At 31.6% G+C, this 21,471-nt stretch carries 20 protein-coding genes and 1 tRNA gene; 8 read left to right on the forward strand and 13 right to left on the reverse strand.

All coding sequences use genetic code 11. From position 1 onward, the window contains the following. Positions 1-201: 201 nt before the first annotated feature. Both ybeY and LG45_RS03480 read right to left on the reverse strand, forming a co-directional pair. Entirely contained in the window at positions 202-621 is a 420-nt protein-coding gene (gene ybeY / locus LG45_RS03475; protein ID WP_035124468.1) for an rRNA maturation RNase YbeY, read from the reverse strand. Further along, positions 614-4,009, reverse strand: coding sequence for a DUF4175 family protein (locus tag LG45_RS03480; RefSeq protein ID WP_035124470.1), 3,396 nt, complete (start codon positions 4,007-4,009; stop codon positions 614-616). Before LG45_RS03480 ends, ybeY begins: the two co-directional genes overlap by 8 nt. A 262-nt stretch (positions 4,010-4,271) precedes the next feature. On the opposite strand from LG45_RS03480, the gene gltX reads away from it, so the two are divergent. Continuing rightward, positions 4,272-5,777: a glutamate--tRNA ligase gene (gene gltX / locus LG45_RS03485; RefSeq protein ID WP_035124472.1), complete on the forward strand. Its 1,506-nt coding sequence runs from the start codon at positions 4,272-4,274 to the stop codon at positions 5,775-5,777. 61 nt (positions 5,778-5,838) lie between these two features. Here gltX and LG45_RS03490 read toward each other — a convergent pair whose 3' ends face one another. Further along, on the reverse strand, positions 5,839-6,498 hold the full coding sequence (locus LG45_RS03490; RefSeq protein WP_035124474.1) for a hypothetical protein: 660 nt from the start codon (positions 6,496-6,498) through the stop codon (positions 5,839-5,841). Positions 6,499-6,570: 72 nt separating this feature from the next. Between LG45_RS03490 and LG45_RS03495 the strand changes: the two genes are divergently transcribed. Further along, positions 6,571-7,557, forward strand: a complete 987-nt coding sequence (locus tag LG45_RS03495) for an SPFH domain-containing protein (protein WP_035124477.1) — start codon at positions 6,571-6,573, stop codon at positions 7,555-7,557. Positions 7,558-7,585: 28 nt separating this feature from the next. Here the strand turns inward: LG45_RS03495 and LG45_RS03500 are convergent, their stop codons facing one another. The 6 genes from LG45_RS03500 to LG45_RS03530 form a co-directional block, all read right to left on the reverse strand. Beyond that, a complete protein-coding gene (locus LG45_RS03500; protein ID WP_035124479.1) occupies positions 7,586-7,840 on the reverse strand; it encodes a DUF6327 family protein in 255 nt (84 codons plus the stop codon). A 3-nt stretch (positions 7,841-7,843) separates the two neighbouring features. Continuing rightward, complete coding sequence (locus LG45_RS03505; RefSeq protein ID WP_035124481.1) at positions 7,844-8,194, reverse strand: hypothetical protein; 351 nt, start codon at positions 8,192-8,194, stop codon at positions 7,844-7,846. After that, positions 8,194-8,523, reverse strand: a complete 330-nt coding sequence (locus LG45_RS03510; protein WP_035124482.1) for a YtxH domain-containing protein — start codon at positions 8,521-8,523, stop codon at positions 8,194-8,196. The genes LG45_RS03505 and LG45_RS03510 overlap by 1 nt, the downstream gene beginning before the upstream one ends. A 286-nt stretch (positions 8,524-8,809) precedes the next feature. Then, positions 8,810-9,448 carry a hypothetical protein gene (locus tag LG45_RS03515; protein ID WP_035124484.1) on the reverse strand — a complete coding sequence of 213 codons (639 nt, stop codon included), beginning with the start codon at positions 9,446-9,448 and terminating at the stop codon, positions 8,810-8,812. A gap of 19 nt (positions 9,449-9,467) precedes the next feature. After that, positions 9,468-10,058 (reverse strand): hypothetical protein, encoded by a 591-nt coding sequence (locus LG45_RS03520; protein WP_035124486.1) that lies wholly within the window; start codon positions 10,056-10,058, stop codon positions 9,468-9,470. Positions 10,059-10,281: 223 nt separating this feature from the next. Further along, the gene (locus LG45_RS03530) at positions 10,282-11,967 is read right to left on the reverse strand and encodes a glutamine--tRNA ligase/YqeY domain fusion protein (protein WP_035124490.1); all 1,686 of its coding nucleotides are present in this window, start codon (positions 11,965-11,967) and stop codon (positions 10,282-10,284) included. Between the two features lie 116 nt (positions 11,968-12,083). Between LG45_RS03530 and folB the strand changes: the two genes are divergently transcribed. Together folB and LG45_RS16450 are read left to right on the forward strand one after the other, a co-directional pair. After that, positions 12,084-12,443: a dihydroneopterin aldolase gene (gene folB, locus LG45_RS03535; protein WP_035124492.1), complete on the forward strand. Its 360-nt coding sequence runs from the start codon at positions 12,084-12,086 to the stop codon at positions 12,441-12,443. A gap of 105 nt (positions 12,444-12,548) precedes the next feature. Beyond that, positions 12,549-12,619, forward strand: a tRNA-Cys gene (locus LG45_RS16450). Positions 12,620-12,875: 256 nt separating this feature from the next. Here the strand turns inward: LG45_RS16450 and LG45_RS03540 are convergent. From LG45_RS03540 to rnr, 4 genes are all read right to left on the reverse strand, one after another. After that, positions 12,876-13,529, reverse strand: coding sequence for a GldM family protein (locus LG45_RS03540; protein WP_081932028.1), 654 nt, complete (start codon positions 13,527-13,529; stop codon positions 12,876-12,878). A 6-nt stretch (positions 13,530-13,535) separates the two neighbouring features. Next, a complete protein-coding gene (locus tag LG45_RS03545; RefSeq protein WP_035124495.1) occupies positions 13,536-14,222 on the reverse strand; it encodes a LysE family translocator in 687 nt (228 codons plus the stop codon). Between the two features lie 89 nt (positions 14,223-14,311). Then, a complete protein-coding gene (locus tag LG45_RS03550; RefSeq protein ID WP_035124496.1) occupies positions 14,312-14,980 on the reverse strand; it encodes a head GIN domain-containing protein in 669 nt (222 codons plus the stop codon). Between the two features lie 2 nt (positions 14,981-14,982). Further along, positions 14,983-17,163: a ribonuclease R gene (gene rnr, locus LG45_RS03555; RefSeq protein WP_035124498.1), complete on the reverse strand. Its 2,181-nt coding sequence runs from the start codon at positions 17,161-17,163 to the stop codon at positions 14,983-14,985. Between the two features lie 109 nt (positions 17,164-17,272). On the opposite strand from rnr, the gene LG45_RS03560 reads away from it, so the two are divergent. From LG45_RS03560 to LG45_RS03575, 4 genes are all read left to right on the forward strand, one after another. Further along, positions 17,273-17,506, forward strand: coding sequence for a hypothetical protein (locus LG45_RS03560; RefSeq protein WP_035124501.1), 234 nt, complete (start codon positions 17,273-17,275; stop codon positions 17,504-17,506). A gap of 691 nt (positions 17,507-18,197) precedes the next feature. After that, a complete protein-coding gene (rpiB, locus tag LG45_RS03565; protein ID WP_035124502.1) occupies positions 18,198-18,629 on the forward strand; it encodes a ribose 5-phosphate isomerase B in 432 nt (143 codons plus the stop codon). Next, a complete protein-coding gene (locus tag LG45_RS03570; protein WP_035124504.1) occupies positions 18,630-18,974 on the forward strand; it encodes a hypothetical protein in 345 nt (114 codons plus the stop codon). It begins immediately after the preceding gene. A gap of 335 nt (positions 18,975-19,309) precedes the next feature. Then, entirely contained in the window at positions 19,310-21,436 is a 2,127-nt protein-coding gene (locus LG45_RS03575) for a Tex family protein (protein ID WP_035124506.1), read from the forward strand. Positions 21,437-21,471: the final 35 nt, after the last annotated feature.

Below are 21,471 nucleotides of genomic sequence, written 5' to 3' on the forward strand. Positions count from 1 at the left end.
AATTGTGAATGGTGAATGGTGAATGGTTAATTTTTCACGCTTCTTATTGTTTGTTCCACGTGGAACGTTTACAAAAATTCAACCAAGATTGTCTTCTAGCCCTGATTGAAGTGGAAAGCTCCCGATTTTTCATCGGGACTTGGAACGGAAAGCAGGAATTACCATTACTGAAAACTCCTAAGCGATTCGCTCCTAAAACTGTTAATGTTCCACGTGAAACATCTTGATTTTCTCGTCTTCTTTTTGGCGCATTAATTGCTCATCTTCCTCCGACTTGTCTTTGAAACCACAGTAATGCAAAATGCCATGAACAAGGACACGTTTTAATTCCTCATCGAATGTTACATTGAAATCTTGAGCGTTTTCACGAACTCTTTCGATAGAAATGAAAATATCGCCGTGTAATTCGTTTCCTACAGAGTAATCGAACGAAATAATGTCGGTTAATGTGTCATGATCGAGATATTGTTCGTTTAAATTGAGCAGATATTCATCGTCACAAAAGATGTAATTGATATCACCTTCCTTTTTATTTTCGGATAAAATTACTTTCGAAAGCCAATTGGATAATTGGTCTTCGTTGGATAATTCAAATTCGGTTTCGTAATTAAAACTAATCATTTTTCTTGAAATATTCTTGAACCTTTTGGTTGAAATTTTGGTGCAAAGGTAAGGTTTGTCTATTTAAAATTTCTACACTATTCAAATATTCTTGAAGACGACTTGGCAAAGCATTAGTTGAATTAATGAAATCCTTCTTGTTGGTTTCGGCTTGACGCTTTTTCTCTTGACCTTGTTGCTGAATCGCTTTGTCTAATTTTAGCATTTCATATTTAAGATTTAGCATCTTTTGAAGAACGTCGTTGTTGAAGCCTTTATTGAGTAATTGCTTCTCGATTTGCTTCATTTGCTCAAGTGCATTTTGACCTTGACCACCCAAACCTTGTTTGTTTAATTCGTTTTGTAACGCTTCACGCAATTGTTGTTGCTCTTTGTAAATCTCCATTATTTTTTCGGCATTGCCTTCACCGTCTTCACCATTTTGTCCTTCTTTATTTCCTTGCGAATTTCCGTTACCACCAGAACCTTGTCCGCCTTTTCCATCCTTTCCTTTTCCGTCCTTGCCTTGCTTTTGCCCTTCTTTTCCGCCTTCCTTTTCACCGTCTTTTCCGCTACTTCCTTCTCCAGGTTTTTCACCAGGTTTCATTCCTTTCTTCATTTTTTCACCAAGACCTTCTTGCTTTTTAATAATGTCTGGCAGTTGCATTCCCGAACCCTGACCAGGCGATGGCTTGCCTTTTCCTGAACCAGGCATTGACATTGACATTGCCATTTGCATATTGTTAAGCTTAGTTTCTAGCATGTCTGCCAATTTATTCGTAGAACTTGTAGCAAATTGTTGGTGTGATGTTCCTTTAGATACATTTGCATCGGCTAAAGTTTCAAGAGCTTTATCTACATTGTATTGCACATTCCCAACTTCTCCAGTAACGTCTTCGGCAATCTTAGGATTACGTAATGACATTGCAAAAAGACTATCGTCAACATGCTTGAATTGTTGTTTTAGATTTTGTTGAATTTTAAGGTTTTTATTGAATGATGGCGAACCACGTTTTAAACCTTTAAACTGCTTCATAACGTCTTCTTGAGAAAACGAATATGCTAAAAGATTATCAAGAATTTGACGTAACATCGCAATGTCTTCTTCCATTTGTTCTTGCTCACCAGCCTCCATGCTTTCTTGCATTTCTTGACTCATTTGCTTCATTTTTTTGGAAGCACTTTTCTGTTTAGGTTTAGCTCCAGCTTTAGATTGTTTCTTCAATTCATCGGAAGCTTTCTTTAAATCTTCATCGATGCTTTTTTCCTTTGGAGCAGTTTCTGGTAATTCAACTGGTGATTTTAATTCTTCGTTGTCTTTCTTTAACTCGTCCAATTCTTTTTGAATATCATCAAATTCTTTATTGATTTCTTCTTGTTTTTCTGAACTATTTTCTTTTTCGTTTTCAGATAGTTTGTCTTGCTTTTCTGAAAGTTTGTCTAGTTTATCCGCAATTTGTTCGGCCTTTTTTTCGACATAATATTTCTTAGTAAGTTCAACAAGTTGTTCCAAACTTTTGGTTTGATTTTTACTTTGCTGTTTTAACTTATCCATTTTTTCGAACAATTCTTCTTTCTGGATTTTATCATTTAGTTCTTTTAATTCATCTAAAAGCTTTTTGTTCTTTTCGAAATCTTTATCTACTTTTTCAAGACGTTCTTTTAAAAGTTCTTTGACTTCATCTTTTTTATCGGTCTTGAACTTCTCTAAATTGTCTTTCATTTTCTCAGCAAATTCTTTCATCATTTCGTCTTGCTTTTTTTGACGATTGATAAAATCATTTACTTTTTGCTGTTCTTTAAATTCTAGGTTGTCTTTTTCTTTACCCATCTTTTGCAATTTCTCCATTTCATTAAATTGCTTTTCTTGAGTTTTTAAAGATTTTTCTAATGAATTAATGTTGTCGTTTTGTTGCAACATCATTTGATCTTCTTTCTCAACATCGGTTGCTTCACGATGTGAAAAAACAGATGATTTTGTGCTTTTATAATTGTGCAATGCATCATTATCAAAAACTTCGAAATAATAATCGTAGGAAACTCCAACTTGAATTGGCAAATTACTCGGGAAAGCAAAAACGAATTGATCATAAACATCTCTCTTTACGTTAATTGTTCCACGTTTAGCATTGTTAGGATTGTCTTTCGGATAATAAACAATTTGAAGCTTAGAAAGTCCGTAATCGTCTGAAACTTGGCCTAAAACATAATTTTTAGCAATTTTTAAGCTATCTGGTGCATTTCCTACAGAGATTGTTGGAAATTGATCTTTGATAACTGAGATTTGATAGTTTAGTTTTTCGTAATTCTGAACTTTACTATTTGAAGTAAGAATTTGATAATCTGTATTTTGACTGATATTCTTGGTCAATAAAAACTGATTGTCTTGCTTAGTGAATGAATATTTTGCCGCATCGCTTGCCCAATCAACTTTTTGAGTTGCTAGCGTATTCATTTTCCACGTTATTCTTGTTCCTTCTGGAATAACGGCGTTTCCTGTTCCTTTAATTATTTCAGATTTTTTGTTCAAATAACCCGGAAAACTCAAAATCATTTCGAAATTAGCAATTGATGGAACTGTAATTACTGAAAGTTCAAAATCATTAGACGAAACTTCGTTGGCTTCAAAATGAAATTCAAGATTTTCTTTTGGTTTCGGAATAACAAATTGAAATTCTCCAGCTTTGTTGCTTTCCATAAAATAACTTTCATCACCAATAAAAATCATCGCATTTTCAGGTACAATTTTTCCGACGGTTTTCACTTTTAGAAGAAAGTCTTTGTTTTGTTCGGTTTGTAAATTGGAATTCAAAATTTGAAATTCAAATGGCGCTGGTGGCAAAAATTGGTCTTTATAATTTACAACACGATTAAAACTTTGAGATATAATATCACTTTGACCTGATATCATAAAAAACAAAAAGAACAAAATTGGGATAATTGCTAATGGCAAATATTTTTTATTGCTTCCGAAATTTATGGCGTTCCCAAAAGGAATTGGTTGCAATGTATTTGCTTTTTGATCAATTGATGCCAAAAGTAATTCTGATTTATTTTGGTCTTGTGATAACTGAAGAAAATTAGTAAGCTTGTCGCCTACTTCGCTAAAATGACTTCCGATGATTTTTGAGGCATCGTCAAAATTAATTCCTTTTTGAAGTTTGAATAATTTGAATAACGGAAACAAAATAAATCGTAGCAACAAGAAAAGTTCCACGGCGATGAACGTCCAAAATAGAACTGTTCTGGCTGTTGGTTTTAACCAAAGAAAATATTCTACAAAAAGTGTAAAAAGAAAATACAGTAATCCCAATCCTACAAAGAAAATTGTTCCACGTAGTAATTCGTTGGTGTAAAACTTCTTAATAAACTGTTCGAGTTTACTGTAAATTATGTTTTGATTGTCCAAAATTGTTGATACTTTGTTTATAACCGATAAAAATACAAATTTATACTTACGATAAAAGTTAAATCTTTACTAAAGACAAAGTCAACTTCAAAAGTCAACTTCAAAAGTCAACTTCAAAAGTCAATTATTAAAGATTCGAATAACTTTAAAAAATGATAAAATTTAAGAGACAACTATTTACGTTTTTGAAATTGATTTTTGAAATTGAAATTGATTTTTGAAATTGTATCTTTGCACATTGAATTAATTTTATACAAAAAAAATGTCTAAACAAGTTCGTGTGCGTTTTGCACCAAGTCCGACCGGACCTTTACATATTGGCGGTGTTCGTACTGCTTTATTTAATTATTTATTTGCTAAAAAACATGGCGGCGTTTTCTATTTAAGAATTGAAGACACCGATCAAAATAGATTTGTTCCTGGTGCAGAAGAATACATCATGGAAGCATTGGAATGGTTAGGAATTGCACCAAGTGAAACAGTTGGAAGGAACGAAAAATTTGGACCTTATCGACAATCTGAAAGAAAAGATTTGTACAAACAATATGCCGATCAATTGATTACTTATGGAAATGCGTATTATGCATTTGATACACCGGAAGCTTTGGATAATTTAAGAAAAGAATATGAAGCCGAAGGTAAAACATTTATTTACAACTGGAGTAATCGTGAAAAATTGGATACTTCATTAGTAATTTCTAAAGAAGAAACCGATAAAAGAATTGCTGCTGGTGAACATTATGTAGTCCGATTTAAAACTCCGGTTGATGAAACTTTACATTTGCAGGATATTATTCGTGGCGATATAAAATTTGAAACCAATTTATTAGACGATAAAGTTTTATTCAAATCGGACGGAATGCCAACTTATCATTTAGCGAATATTGTTGATGATCATTTAATGGAAACTTCGCATGTAATTCGCGGTGAAGAATGGTTGCCAAGTATGCCGTTACACGTTTTGCTCTACAGAAGTTTTGGTTGGGATGCACCAGAATTTGCACATTTACCATTAATTTTGAAACCAATTGGAAACGGAAAATTATCGAAACGTGATGGCGATAAAATGGGATTTCCAGTATTTCCTTTAGAATGGAAAACCGAAGAAGGAATTTCATCAGGCTACAGAGAAAACGGATTTTTTCCAGAAGCTGTAGTTAACTTTTTGGCATTATTAGGATGGAATGACGGAACAGATCAAGAATTATTTTCGTTAGAAGAATTGGCAGAAAAATTTGATTTAAATAGAGTTCACAAAGCTGGAGCAAAATTTGATCCTGAGAAAAATAAATGGTTTAATCATCAATATTTACAAAAGCAAAGTGATGAAGATTTAGCGAAAGCCTTTGCTCCTATTGTTTATGAAAAAGGAATTGATGTAGATTATACAACGTTAGTTAGAATAGTTTCTTCCATAAAAGAACGCGCTAATTTTGTATCCGATTTCTGGGAATTAGCAGATTATTTCTTTGTTGCTCCAACTTCTTATGATGAAAAAGCTGCTAAGAATTGGAAAGAAGAAACGCCAAATTTAATGCAACAATTAATCTCAGTGTTAGAAAATGTGGGTGAATTTACATCATTAAACATCGAAACAATTGTAAAAGATTGGATGACTAAAAACGAAATTGGTATGGGAAAAGTGATGCAACCTTTTCGATTGAGTTTGGTTGGTGCTTTAAAAGGACCACATCTTTTTGATATTGTAGAATTGATTGGAAAAGAAGAAACCATCAAGCGATTGGAAAAAGCGATTGCTAGTTTATAGAAAAAGAATGATTTTACCGCAAATTAACAATTTATAATAATTTGCGAATTTGCGGTTATTTTTACAAATTAAACAATACTTGAGCGCTTACCGTTCCTAAGTTTCCTTTAAAATCATCGCCGCCGTTTAATGTTTTTAAACTGCTTTCTTTGTTTAAATTATTTAAAATATTGTTCACTCCATATTGGTAAAAAACAACTGCTCTTACTATTCTATTACCAGCAGAAACCCCAAAATATAAGTTCCCGTTGATCTTTGTTACATCAACAATTTGCTTTGCCTGTAAAAGTGTTCCGTTGATGATATTGGTTTCGTCTGATTCTTGTACACTCATTTTTCCGTTTACTTGTAAAACTGGTCCGAAATCTAAAGAAACATGATCTTTTACTACATTATAACTTAGTAATAATCGCACTTGAGCTCCAGAAACACTGAATTCGGTATCTTTTTTAGCCAAAGAAGTAGAAGTCGTTTCCAATGAAAACGTGTTGTAGAAAAATTGCATTCCGAAAATCATACTAAAATCATTGTAGTAATTTCCTCTTACAGAAAGTCCGCCAGCAAAACCAATTCCAGGTTTAGAATCGAAATTGGATGTAAATAAATTAGATTGTGAAATTCCGCCAGAGATACCAATTCTATTTCCGTCTCTATTACCATATTGTGCAAAAATTGCATTGGTGAAAACGGAAAAAACGGCCACTAAAAAATATTTATTCATTATGTAAATTAATTTGTAACAAACATAAGTTATTCTCGTATAATTACCGTATTAACAACTTAATTATTCCACATGAACCCATTTATTATTGTTTTGATAGTCTTCGGATTATTTATTTTATTTGCTTCGTTCTTTACTGTTAAGCAACAAACGGCTGTTGTAATAGAACGATTTGGTAAATTTACAAGTATTAGAAATTCGGGATTGCAACTTAAAATTCCTATCATTGATAGAGTTGCAGGAAGAGTAAATCTGCGTATTCAACAACTTGATGTATTGATTGAAACCAAAACTAAAGATAACGTGTTTATCAAAATGAAAGTTTCGGTTCAGTTTAAAGTGATTCAAGACAAGGTTTATGAAGCGTTTTATAAATTAGAATACCCGCATGATCAAATTACAGCCTATGTATTTGACGTTGTTCGTGCTGAAGTTCCTAAATTAATTTTAGATGATGTATTTGTTAGAAAAGACGATATTGCAATTGCGGTAAAACGTGAATTGAACGAAGCAATGACCACTTATGGATATGATATTATCAATACTTTAGTTACCGATATCGATCCAGATATTCAAGTGAAAAATGCGATGAATAGAATTAATGCTGCCGATAGAGAGAAAACGGCTGCAGAATTTGAAAGTGAAGCACAAAGAATTAGAATTGTTGCTAAAGCAAAAGCTGAAGCTGAAAGTAAAAAACTTCAAGGTCAAGGTATTGCAGATCAACGTAGAGAAATTGCTCGTGGATTGGTTGAAAGTGTTGAAGTATTAAATTCGGTTGGAATTAACTCACAAGAAGCATCAGCTTTAATTGTAGTTACGCAACATTATGATACTTTACAGGCGATTGGTGCCGATACTAATTCGAATTTAATTTTGTTACCAAATTCGCCACAAGCCGGAAGCGACATGTTGAATAATATGGTGGCAAGTTTTTCTGCAAGTAACCAAATTGGAGAAACGATGAAAAATCAACCAAAACGTCCAAAGAAAAAAATTGATAACACTTCTGCCGATTATAATCCATCGGATACAAGTAATCCGACAGACGAAGTATAAATGTATTTTTATTACAAAAAAAAGAGGCTTAATCGCCTCTTTTTCTGTTTATATACCAATTGAAAACATACGGAATAAGTAGCTTTAAAATCGTTCCATACGTTCCAGAAAATACTTTTTGATACAAATTTCCGAGCAAAGAAACCGACTTTGAAGGAAGAATGCTTTCTTTAGTTTTATCGATACTTAAAAGCATTTTTTGGTAATAGATTTCTTTTTCTAATTTTAGAATTTCTAAATCTTGCTCAATTTCAGCATAGGATGAATATTTTTTGGTCTCCATAAATTAGTCGTTAAAAAATATTTCTGAGAATTTTTCTAAAATTGGTCCTTCTACTATTTTATCTTTCACTAAAAATAATAGTAAGGCTAGAACTAAATAAATTCCGGCCACGGCAAGAAATCCCAATGGATAACTATCGAACAAATTACCCAATGCAAATGCTCCGGCTATTGATACAAAAAGCAACACAATAGAAAGACAAATGGTGATAAGTAAAAACTTAAGCATTAATGTGGTTGACTTCATTGCAACTTTAAAACCCCAAAGTTTATAGTAAGCAATACTACTATCTAAATAGGCTTTAGCATTTTCTTGAACTGCGTCAGTGTGTTCTTTTAAATCTTCAAATGCCATTATTTTTGAAGTTTAGCGTTTTGTTTTTTTAATTCGGCCAATTTTTCTTCTAGAAACGTAATTGCTTCTTCGGCTTTATAGCTCGAATTAGAAAGTAAGTCTTCCACAGTTTCTTTAAAATCTGCTTTAGATTTAGAAAATTTGTCTTTCGCTTCTTCTTCTATCGAACTCCATTTATCTTTTGCTTGATCTTTTAAATCATCAAAACCATCTTTTAGTTTTTCTCTAGTTTTTTCACCTTTATCTGGAGCAAATAAAATTCCGATTCCAACTCCAATTGCTGCACCAACTAAAAGTGCCAATGCGCCATTTCCATTTTTACTTGACATAACTTTTGATTTAATTATTTTAAAAGTACAAAAAATATTTCTTTTTAGTGTTAATAAGCCGTTAAAGCAACAAAACTTATTTTAAAGCGATTTATTAAATGATTTTTTTAAAGATGATAAAAGACATTCAGGATTTCTGAAAATGTATAAAAATCAATTTATGAAGGTCAATTTTAATAGTAAAAAATAATGGTAATTCTGATTTTAATAATCAATTACAATAATAGAAAAAACCAACATTTCTGCTGGTTTTTATATGTAAAATCTATTTTGTATAATCAGAAAATTATCTAACCAATTTTCCTCTTTTCAATTGTTCTCCATATTTAGCTTGAAATTCTCTTGCATCGATTTGGAGTTGTGAAACAAGTTCCGAAACATTTGTAGCTTCACTTACACTTCTTCCGTTGTAACTTGTGTAACATTTGTCATCCGAAATATAAAGAACCGCATCAAGATTAGGAACATGAACAATTCGTAAACCTTTAAAATCACTTGCTTTTACCGTTCTTGGAAGCTGATTTAATTCGGATGTATATTGTTGATTTACAAATTCAACGGCCTTGGTTTCTCTACCATTTGAAGCGACAGAAACAGTTGTAACAACAGTACTTCCTTTAGTTAACGGAACCACAAATCGTTCGTTTCTAGTAGAAATAGATCCTAAATTTTGAGCTTGACTACTCAATAAACTATTGAAATTTGCAGTGAATTCTTCAATTGGATTTCCAGTTTCTGTTCCGTCAAGATCGCTAGCGTTTAAGCCAAAATTAAAATCTTTATTATCGGATAATATTCGTAAAAAGTCAGCCTTTCCCTTAGTTGCTGCTTCTCTAATGCTTCCGTTTGAAGTGGTTGGCTGTGCAAAAACTGACACTGAAATCATCACTAAAAACAAACTTACGTATTTTGATAAATTTTTCATTTTTATGTATTTTTAAAAGTTATTTTTTACTTATTTTATGCCATGTTGCCCAGTGTGTGCTTGTTCCTGAAGGATTTACATACTCTTCGTAAGTAATTAATCGTTCTTGACCGTTACATGGTGACCATGGATCATTTAGTACTACATAATTTGTGCCATTTACTGATACATAACCTTTTACAACTACAACATGACCAACAACGCCTTCGGTTCCATAAGCATAACCAAGTACATCTTTGCTACAGTAAATGCTTTTTTTCAATTCGTCCCAACTTAAAGCCGAAGTAGTTTCTGTGAATTTTAATCCAGCGAAATCTAATTCTAACCAACCTGGCGAATTACAATCGTTTGTCTTTCTACAGCTAGAATCGGTTGGTTCGTCGTCACAACAATTTGTTTTTCCAAATCTATGATTGGCTAAATCACATTGCGATACAATTATGCCTTCGTTTTGTGCTATCATTTGCGTGGTCGCAGCCCAACACCACTTGTCGGTTTGCTGCGGATGAAGTGTGTTGTTTACGCTTCCAATAAGTCCTGGTTTGCAACAACTTTGTGTTAAAAAAAGTACTGCAATGACACCAAGGATACTACATAATCTTGTTTTCATAATGGTTTTGTTTTTAAGTTTTCCTTACTCTTTTGGGGCTTTTCAGGTTTCGCCTTGAACAAAGCAAAATTCAGTCATTTAGAAAAACTGAGGTAGAGGAAAAACCCTATTTTATCATAAGGGTAAAAACCCTATTTTTTGGGGTAACTTATTTAAAAATAAGACATTATGAAATAAAAAAACCTGCAATAATGCAGGTTTTAAAAGTATTGTGAGTATAAAATTATTCTTTATTTTCCACTTTTGCCCACGTATCTCTTAGTCCAACGGTTTTGTTAAAAACCAATTTTTCGGCAGATGAATCTTTATCAACACAATAATAACCTAAACGTTGAAATTGAAATCTGTCACCATCTTTTGCAGAAGCTAAACTTGGTTCAAGATAACCTGTAATTACTTCTAATGAATTTGGATTGATGTATTCTTTAAAATCTACTTCTTTATCTCCATCAGGATTTTCGTGAGTAAAAAGGCGGTCATACAAACGAACTTCAGCTTCAATAGCGTGTTTAATTGAAACCCAATGAATCGTTCCTTTTACTTTTCTTTGTGACGCTTCTGTTCCGCTTCCGCTTCTAGAATCTTCGTCATAAGTACAATGAATTTCTGTAATAGTTCCATCAGGATCTTTTACAACACTTTCACCTTTAATTATATATCCATTTTTAAGACGAACTTCTGTTCCTAATGTTAATCTGAAGAATTTCTTATTGGCTTCTTCTTGAAAATCTTCTCTTTCTATATATAATTCTCTAGAAAAAGGCACTTCTCTAAATCCTAAACTTGCGTCTTCCTGACTATTTTCTGCTTCTAATAATTCCTCTTTCCCTTCTGGATAATTGGTAATTATTAATTTCACAGGATTTAAAACTGCCATAACTCTTGGCGCAGATTTGTTTAAATCTTCACGAACACAAAATTCTAAAAGCGAAACATCAATTAAATTAGTACGTTTTGCAATTCCTATTGTGTTAGCAAAATTTCTTATTGATGCTGGCGTATAACCACGTCTTCTCATTCCAGAAATCGTACTCATTCTAGGATCATCCCAAGAACTAACATGTTTATCTTGAACCAATTGCAGTAATTTTCTTTTAGAAACTACAGTATGCGAAAGGTTTCTACGAGCAAATTCCCTTTGTTTAGGACGCGTTTTATTAGTGTCATAAATTTGATCTAAAAACCAATCGTATAATTCTCTGTGAGGTAAAAATTCGAGTGTACAAAACGAATGCGAAATTTGTTCTAAATAATCGCTTTCACCGTGAGCCCAATCATACATTGGATAAATACACCATTTATCACCAGTTCTATGATGATGTGAGTGCAAAATTCGATACATAATCGGATCACGCATCAACATATTATTGGCACCCATACTTATTTTAGCACGAAGAATATGAGTTCCGTTTGGAAATTCTCCGTTTTTCATTCGTTCAAATAAATCTAAATTCTCTTCAACCGATCTATTTCTGAACGGTGAATCAGTTCCTGGAGTTGTTGGAGTACCTTTTTGAATAGCCATTTCTTCAGACGATTGACTGTCAACATAGGCTTTCCCTTTTTTAATAAATTCAACAGCCCAATCGTATAATTGTTGAAAATAATCAGAAGCATAACATTCTGTATCCCATTTATAACCAAGCCATTGTACATCTTTTTTAATTGCATCAACAAATTCCTGTTCTTCCTTTGCCGGATTGGTATCATCAAAACGCAAATTCACTGGCGCTTGATAATCAATTCCTAATCCAAAATTTAAACAAATTGCACTAGCATGACCAACGTGTAAATACCCATTAGGTTCTGGCGGAAAACGAAAACGAAGCTTATCTTGTGATAATCCGTTTTTTAAATCTTCTTCTATGATTTGCTCAATAAAATTTAAAGACTTCTCTTCTGTTGACATAATTATTTTGTAATTTTAGCAAAGATAAAAAAGTTTACAGTTTTCGGTTTACAGTTTACAGTTTTCTTTTAGAAACTTGTTACTGAGACTGAAAACTGAGACTGAAAACTATAAAAATGGGAACCATCAAATTACAAAATATCAGGACTTTTTCGTTTCACGGATGTCTTGAAGAAGAAGCCAAAATAGGATCTGATTATCGTGTTGATCTAGAAATTAAAACTGATTTACGAAAATCTGCAGTGTCAGATGACTTGAAAGATACGGTTGATTACGTGCTTTTAAACAGAGTTGTTGAAGAAGAAATGGCTATTCGCTCTAAATTATTGGAACATGTAGCACAAAGAATCATAACAAGAATCTTTAAAGAAGTTCCTTCTGTGTCTAGAATTTTACTTGGTGTTTCTAAACTAAATCCTCCTATTGGAGGTGATGTTGAAGCGGTTACCATTGAAATGGAAGAGTACAGGAATTGAAAATAATTACGAATTAAAAATTACGAATTACGAATTTTTAAAAATTGTTAATTATCAATTGCTAATTATCAATTGTTTTATATATTTGCAGTCCAATAAATAATTGGCGTCGTGGCCGAGCGGCTAGGCTGGGCTCTGCAAAAGCTCCTACTCCGGTTCGAATCCGGACGATGCCTCAGAAACCTTCAAGGAAACTTGGAGGTTTTTTTGTTTTAAATTTTTAGAAAAAATTAATTAAAATTATGTTCGAATCTGGACGATGCCTCAGAAACCTTCAAGGAAACTTGGAGGTTTTTTTAATTTTTAAATTTTTAGAAAAAATTAATTAAAGTGATGTTCGAATCCGGATGATGACTTCATAAAAACACATACAATCGAGAGGATTTTTTTGTTTTAAATTTTTAGAAAAAATTAATTAAAGTTGTATTTGCATTATAAAATTTTAATAACGATTGGCTTCAATTTTAATGCTGAAATTCCACAGTGAATTTGAGTTTCGATATCATAAATAGTGATTTCATCATTTATTCTAGAATATTGATTTATTATTTTAAATGCGTTGCTGTCTATTCTATTTCCTAAAACTTCTATTTCCTTTCTATCAGCAATTTTTATTTTGAATTTTCTAATACTTATAAAATCTTGCTGTAAATTTTTATCTTCAAATTTTACTCGCAAAACAGCTTGATCAAGTTTACTCTTTTGTAATCTAATGTAACTATCATCATTATAGTTTAACGTAGCAACCAAATTTCCAAGACTTTTAATTTTAAAAAGATGCTTTTCTATTTTCTTTTTATTGTTTTTTAAAACAATATCAACAGTAATAATTGCTTCTAAACCACTTCCAGCATTGAGATTGTATATGTTTTTAGACATCAAAGATAATCCTTCTCCAGATGCCTTAAAAGATTTGCAATTTGGTACTTCTATTGATAAACTATTTGGTATTCCTCTGTAAACTATTTTTGAATCTTTATCTACAATAATGTCTTTATCAGTATGTTTTATAACCGAAATAGTGTCATTTTGTCCATAAAATGACATCGAAATAATAAGGAAAAATATACTTATTAAATATTTCATTTGAAATCAATTCTTAAACTGCTCAAACTTCTCTTTAAGCATTTCTTTTTCTTTTGGGAAGAAACCTTGAGCGATTAAAAAGCTACCAAAAATCATTAAGATGATACTGATAACTCGTTTAATTTTATAAATATTGTGCTGCGTCATTCTAGATTTTAACTGTTTGGCAACTAGAATTTTAATAATATCAACAGCGAAATAAGTTATGATTATAGAAGCAATAAAAAGGATAATTCTATTGGTTTCCATGTTTAATTTCGGACCAAAAACAATGATGATTCCCATCCAAAAAGCCAAAACTCCAATGTTGATAAAATTTAGAAAAAAACCTTTGAAAAATAATCCTAAATAATTGTTTTTCTGAATGTTATCATCTTCAAGTTCTTCTTCTAATTGTTTTCTATAACTCTTTTTTTCTTTTACATAAGAAACTGCTCCGTAAACTAACATGATTGCACCACCAAAGATGAATAATCCTGGATCGTCTTTGAGTTTTTCAAGTATTTGATTGGTAGAAAAATAAGCAATTAAGATAAAGACAAAATCGGCAAAAACTACTCCGAAATCAAATACCATTGCCGCTCGAAATCCTTTAGTAATACTGGTTTCAAGTAATACAAAAAACACTGGACCAACAGTAAAAGCTAGTAAAATTCCCCAAGGTAAGGCAGATAGAATGTCGTTAAAAAACAAGTGATTAGTAATTAGTGATTAGTAAATAGAAATTTGAATATATAACAAAAATAAAAAAACTAATCACTAATCACTAATTACTTTTCACTTTAATCATTTCCTTCTTTAATTGTTCCGCCAGCTACAATTTTTTGATTGATTTGTTTTGGTTTACCAAAGATTCTAATATCACCACCAGCACGAACTTTAGCATCTACTAAATCGGTTGCGTAAATATCGGCATCGCCACCAGCATTTGCAGTAATAACGGTTTGATTTGTAATAAGTTTCTCGGCTTCATAAATTCCGCCAGAGTTTACAATAACTTCTTGGTTTTTAGCTTTACCAGAAATTTTAACTGTTGAACCATTTGCAGTTCTAAGCGTTAATCTATCCACATTTACTTTGATTTTTATTTCCGATCCTTCTTTGGCAATTATATCAAAAGTCGTTGCTTCAAAAGTTTCATCTGATGCAATTCTTGAACCTTCATTGGCTTCTACAGCATCAATATTTTTGTAATATACTGTAGCCGAAACATTATCTCCAGAAAGCATTTTTGTTAATCGCATTCTGATTTTTAATTCGCCATTTTTATTTACAATTTCAACATCATCCGATCCTGAACCATCAACAACTACTTTATTTTCATCTGAAGCAATTAAAATCACATCAATTTTATCAAATGACGTAACTTTATTAAAATCACCAACTTCTTTTTCTTTTTGTGCAAAGGTTAATGAACTGATAAATAATAAACTATAAACTAACTTTTTCATAACTATTCGTTTTTTCTAATAAATGTAAAATCCAATTGTTTTTTCACTAAATCGGCGTTCTTTACTTTAACGTAAACTTCGTCGCCTAATTGTAATAAACTCTTAGAAATTTCACCTACAAGTGCATATTGTTTTTCGTCAAAGGTGTAATAATCGTCTTTTATTTCACGAATTCTACACATTCCTTCGCATTTATTAGAAACAATTTCTACATAAATTCCCCATTCTGTAACTCCAGAAATTACGCCCAAAAACTCTTCGTCTTTGTGATCTTGCATGTATTTAATTTGCATGTATTTTATAGAATCACGCTCGGCATTTGTCGCAAGACTTTCCATGTTAGACGAATGTTCGCACTTTTCTTCATACACTTCTGCAGAAACCGATTTTCCGCCATCCAAATAATATTGAAGTAAACGATGTACCATAACATCAGGATAACGTCTAATTGGTGATGTAAAATGGCTGTAATAATCGAATGCTAATCCGTAGTGACCAATATTCTCTGTAGAATATTTGGCCTTACTCATAGTTCGAATTGCTAACGTATCAATTAAATTTTGTTCTTTCTTTCCGTTAACGTCTGACATTAATTGGTTTAACGATTTAGAAATGTCTTTTTTATCACGTAAATCGATTTTGTAACCAAATTTAGAAATCAACGCTTGCATTGCAAAAAGTTTGTCTTCATTCGGTTCATCGTGAATTCTATACACGAATGTTTTCTTTTGTTTTCCGATGTATTCTGCAACTTTTCTATTAGCAAGAAGCATGAATTCTTCTATCAAATGATTGGCATCTTTGGACACTTTGAAATAAACACCTTCTGGTTCGCCATCTTCTGTTAGATTGAATTTTACTTCTACTTTATCAAATGATATTGCGCCTTCACTCATTCTTTTTCTACGAAGAATTTTAGCTAATTCGTCTAATTTTAAAGTTGCTTCTGTAATTTCATCTGATGCTTTATATTCTTTTCCAGAAAGTGAAATTTCTGCTGGAATTGTAGCCGCTTTAGTTTCAATAATTACTTGCGCTTCTTCATACGAAAATCGTTGATCAGAATTGATAACTGTTCTTCCAAACCACTGATTGATTACTGTTGCTTTATGATCTATTTCGAAAATCGCAGAAAACGTATATTTTTCTTCATTCGGACGCAATGAACAAGCAAAATTCGATAAAACTTCGGGCAACATTGGTACAACTCTATCTACCAAATAAACCGAAGTTCCACGATTGTAAGCTTCTTCATCTAGAATGGTTCCTTCTTGCAAATAATGCGAAACATCGGCAATGTGAATTCCAATTTCGTAATTTCCATTTTCTAATTTTTTGAACGATAAAGCATCATCAAAATCTTTAGCATCTTTTGGATCAATCGTGTATGTCAAAGTATCGCGCATGTCACGACGTTTTGCAATTTCTTCAGGATGAATTGCGGTATCTAGTTTTTGAGCAAAAACTTCAACTTCAACTGGGAAATCATATGGCAAACCATATTCTGCTAAAATCGCATGAATTTCAGTATCATGTTCACCAGGTTTTCCTAAAACATTGATTACCGAACCAAATGGTGAATCGGCTTTCTTAGGCCAATCTTCAATTCGAACTACAACAACATCACCTTGTTCAGCTCCATTGTATTTGTCTTTTGGAATAAAAATATCGGTATACATTTTAGCATTGGCAGTAGTAACAAAAGCAAAATTCTTTTGAATGTCTATAACTCCAACGAATTCTGTTTTACTTCTTTCTAAAACTTCAATTACTTCACCTTCAGGTTTTTTACCTTTTCTACGGTTGTAAACATAAACCTTAACTTTATCTTTATCTAAAGCGTGGTTCAAGTTATTGGTAGGAATAAAAACGTCGTCTTCAAATTCGGGACAAATGAAATAAGCAGTTCTTCTTGAAGTCATATCAATCGTTCCTTCGTAGTAATCTTGCGAAATGGCTTTCACTAAATAACTTCCAGGTTCGTTTTCAATAATTACTTTTTGTGCAGCAAGAATTTTTAAATCTTTAATAATTTCGTTTCTACTTTTGGTATCGTTCAATTCAAGAATAGCACATATTTGCTTGTAATTGAATGGTTTATTTGCATTTTGTGATAGTATTTTTAAAATCTTTTCAGAGAATGTTTTCTCTTTTTTTCCAAACTTTTTTGGGAATTTACTCATAATCTTTTTTCTTATAAAGTATAAAATTAGTGAATAGTAATTAGTAAATAGTGATTAGTAATGCTATTTATCTAAAATATAACTTTTGTATCTTTATAAAAAAATTAAAATGACTGAATTTGTAACGATTACAACCTTTAATTTTGCTCATGAAATTATAGTTTTAAAATCGATTTTAGACAATAGAGAAATTGAATATTTCTTTCAAAATGAAAATTTAATTTCAGTTGATCCATTAGCGAGTTTTGCATACGGCGGAATTCATTTAAAAGTTCATCCAAACGATATCGAAGTTGTAAAAGAAATTTTAAACGACTTAAATACTAATCTAGATATTGTATAAAATCCAACTTTGTCATTCCATAGGAATCTTAAATCTATTTTTAAATTTTGAAAGTTGTCAACATATATTAAATACAACAAAAAAATATTTTAAATTTAATTAAATTTTTGATGGTTATTATAGCGTGTTAATTACTACAATAACTTTATTTTTTAAAAGGTATTTTTTTAGTTATACTTTTTTATACCGATTTATTAACATACTTTTAAGAAAGTAAATCGTTCATTTTGAAGTGATTTTTAGAAACAATCAACAGTTGTTAACAAGTGAAAAATTATACTTTTTGTAGATAAGTTTGATTGTTGATTTCTGTTGAAAAAGTAAATTTTTTTATTGATAACTTTTATAAAAATTCATCAAACTAAATTAGGATTTTTAATCTCAATTTTTGATTACAATTAATTTACATACAAGCAAGAAAAACTTCTAAAAAACTATATAAAGTTGTTAACATTCTATGTTAATTTAAGGTTAACTGATTTTCAACACATTACAAAATGCTATTAACAATACAAAAAATTAACATTTAGATTACATAATTACTACTAATTTTCAGGTAATTATAGAAATAATGAAATTTGTGGTTTTTGTTATAATTTGAATATCAAGCACTTAAAATACTTTGAAATAAATAAGATAAAATAGAATGTTTACTTAAATTTGTAACCACAAAACAACACACAAAACAACTATGAAAATATCTATCGGAAATGACCACGCTGGTCCAGATTATAAAAAAGCAATTGTGGATTATTTAGTTTCAAAAGGACATGAAATTTTAAACCACGGAACCAATACTTTTGATAGTGTTGATTATCCCGATTTTGGTCATCCAGTTGCAACCGATGTAACTTCTGGAAAAGCAGAACTAGGAATCGTAATTTGCGGAAGCGGAAACGGAATTGCAATGACAGCTAACAAACATCAAGGTATTAGAGCTGCACTTTGCTGGACGAAAGAAATTTCGGCGCTAGCGCGCCAACATAATAATGCAAATGTGGTAAGTATTCCGGCGCGATTTACGTCTATTCAACAAGCGGTAGAAATTGTAGATACCTTTTTAACTACCGATTTTGAAGGCGGAAGACATGCAACTAGAGTAGATAAAATTGCTTGTAAATAAGTGAATAATATTGAAAAACTAACTGATGATCAGCTTATAAGTTTATTTAGAAATCAAAATATTGATACTGAATTAAAAAAAGCGATTATTCATGAAATTGATAAACGCGATTTAGAACAACTTTCTTTAAATCAGAATGAAATTGATTTAAAGGAAAAGATTACTATTTTGTTTACCAGTTATTTTTTATTTAAAAGACATATAGAAAAATCATCACAATTATTGAGTAAAGGAAATAAAAAAGCATACAAACAGTATTGGAGGTTTTTTATTTATGGAATTGTTTTTTATACAATTTCTTTATTTTTGGTTGCCAAATATATAATTAAACCTCATTTATTTTAAAATTGCTAGACAACTTAAGCCACATCGATCAAACCATTTCTCTTTCAAGAAAAATTACTTTTCTAACTTTTGGAATAGCCACTATTTTAGTATTAATATTCTATCTTTCAGAATTTAATGGGATGATTTATTTTAGCTTGCTATTTACTGTCTTGGCGTTTTTTATAAATACCTATTTTTTCATAAAGTTACTTTTTGCAATCAAAGAAAAATATAAAGTAAAGCAGATTTATCAAACACTTCTGGTAATGTTATTGAACATTCCTGTGGGTTTGTTATATCTTGAAATAGGTTTAAAAATATATTCACATTCCAATCCAATATAAACAATTAAAATGACGAACATTAATTTCATTCAAAGCCAAGTAAACACTACGCCTAAAAACATTGAAGCAACACTAAAACTGCTTTCAGAAGATTGTACTATTCCGTTTATTTCTCGCTATAGAAAAGACCAAACAGGCAATCTTGATGAGGTTCAAATAGAAGCTATTGCCAAACTTTCGAAGCAATTCGATGAAATTGTAAAACGAAAAGAAAGTATCCTAAAAACGATTGAAGAACAAGGACAATTATCTCCTGAATTGAAATCGAAAATTGAAAAAAGTTTCGATTTACAAGAAATTGAAGACTTGTATTTGCCTTACAAAAAGAAGAAAAAAACCAAAGCCGATGTAGCTCGTGAAAACGGATTGGAACCTTTGGCGAAAATAATTATGTCGCAAGGAAATGAAGATATCGATTTTATTTCTTCTAAATATCTTAATAAAAATGTTGCCAACGAAGATGATGCTTTGCAAGGTGCACGAGACATTATCGCCGAATGGATTAATGAAAACATCTACATCAGAAAAAATCTCCGTCGAATTTTTCAACGAAAAGCGGTTGTAACTACCAAAGTTTCAAAAGCCAAAAAAGACGACGAAAACGCTCAAAAATTTTCACAATATTTTGATTGGTCAGAACCAATTTCTAAAGCACCATCGCATAGATTATTAGCCATGTTGCGTGCCGAAGCGGAAGGTTTTGTAAAATTAAATGTAGAAATCGAAAAAGAAGAAGCTATAGATTTTATAGAAGAAAATGTTATAAAAAACAGTCGTTCCGAAGCCAAACCTCATTTGGAATTGGCCATAAAAGACAGTTACAAACGATTATTAGAACCAGCAATTTCCAACGAAACGTTACAAGAAGCTAAAGCCAAAGCAGATAAAACTGCGATTGATGTTTTTGCAAACAATTTAGGTCAGTTATTGCTCGCGCCACCATTAGGTGAAAAAAGAATTTTAGCTATAGATCCAGGTTTTCGAAGTGGTTGCAAAATAGTTTGTTTGGACGAAAAAGGCGATTTATTGTACAACGAAACCATTTATCCACATCAGCCACAGAATGAAAGTGCGATGGCGATGAAAAAAATCCGTTCCATGGTAAATGCTTACAATATTGAAGCAATTTCTATAGGAAATGGAACAGCAAGTAGAGAAACAGAATTCTTCATTAAGAAAATAGCTTTTGACAAACCGATTCAAGTTTTTGTAGTTTCAGAAGCTGGTGCGTCGGTTTATTCGGCTAGTAAAATTGCTCGTGACGAATTTCCAAATTACGATGTAACCGTTCGTGGTTCGGTTTCTATAGGAAGACGACTTTCAGATCCATTGGCAGAATTGGTAAAAATTGACGCAAAATCTATTGGAGTTGGACAATACCAACACGATGTGGATCAAACAAAATTGAAGGAAGAATTGGATTCGGTTGTAGTTCGTTGTGTGAATTCGGTCGGAATTAATATCAATACAGCAAGTAAATCGTTGTTGAGTTATGTGTCTGGAATTGGAGAAAAAATGGCCGAAAATATCGTGGCATTCCGTCAAGAAAATGGCGCATTTGAAGACAGAAAACAATTAAAAAAAGTACCACGTTTAGGCGAAAAAGCCTATCAACAAGCAGCAGCTTTTATCAGAATTAAAGACGGGAAAAATCCGTTAGATAATTCGGCAGTTCATCCAGAAGCTTACGGAATTGTTGAAAAAATGGCAAAAGATTTAGGATTAAAAACCAACGATTTAATTGCCAATAAAGAAAAGATTTCGAAAATAAAATTAGAAGATTACGTTACCAAAGAAATCGGAATATTAACACTGAAAGATATTGTGAAAGAGTTAGAAAAACCAGGATTAGATCCAAGAAAATCGGCTAAGGTTTTCGAATTTGATCCAACAGTAACTTCTATAAAAAATGTTCGAACTGGAATGGTTTTACCCGGCATTGTCAACAACATTACAGCATTTGGTTGCTTTGTTGATATCGGAATTAAAGAAAGTGGTTTAGTTCACATTTCGCAACTCAAAGAAGGATTTGTATCTGATGTAAATGAAGTTGTAAAACTACACCAACACGTTCAAGTAAAAGTGGTGGAAGTGGATGAAGAGCGAAAGCGCATTCAGTTGACGATGATATTGTGATATAAAAAATCCCAAACCATTTGTCATTCTGAACT

It is taken from the genome of Flavobacterium aquatile LMG 4008 = ATCC 11947 (genome assembly GCF_000757385.1).
GTDB classification, from domain to species: Bacteria; Bacteroidota; Bacteroidia; order Flavobacteriales; family Flavobacteriaceae; genus Flavobacterium; species Flavobacterium aquatile.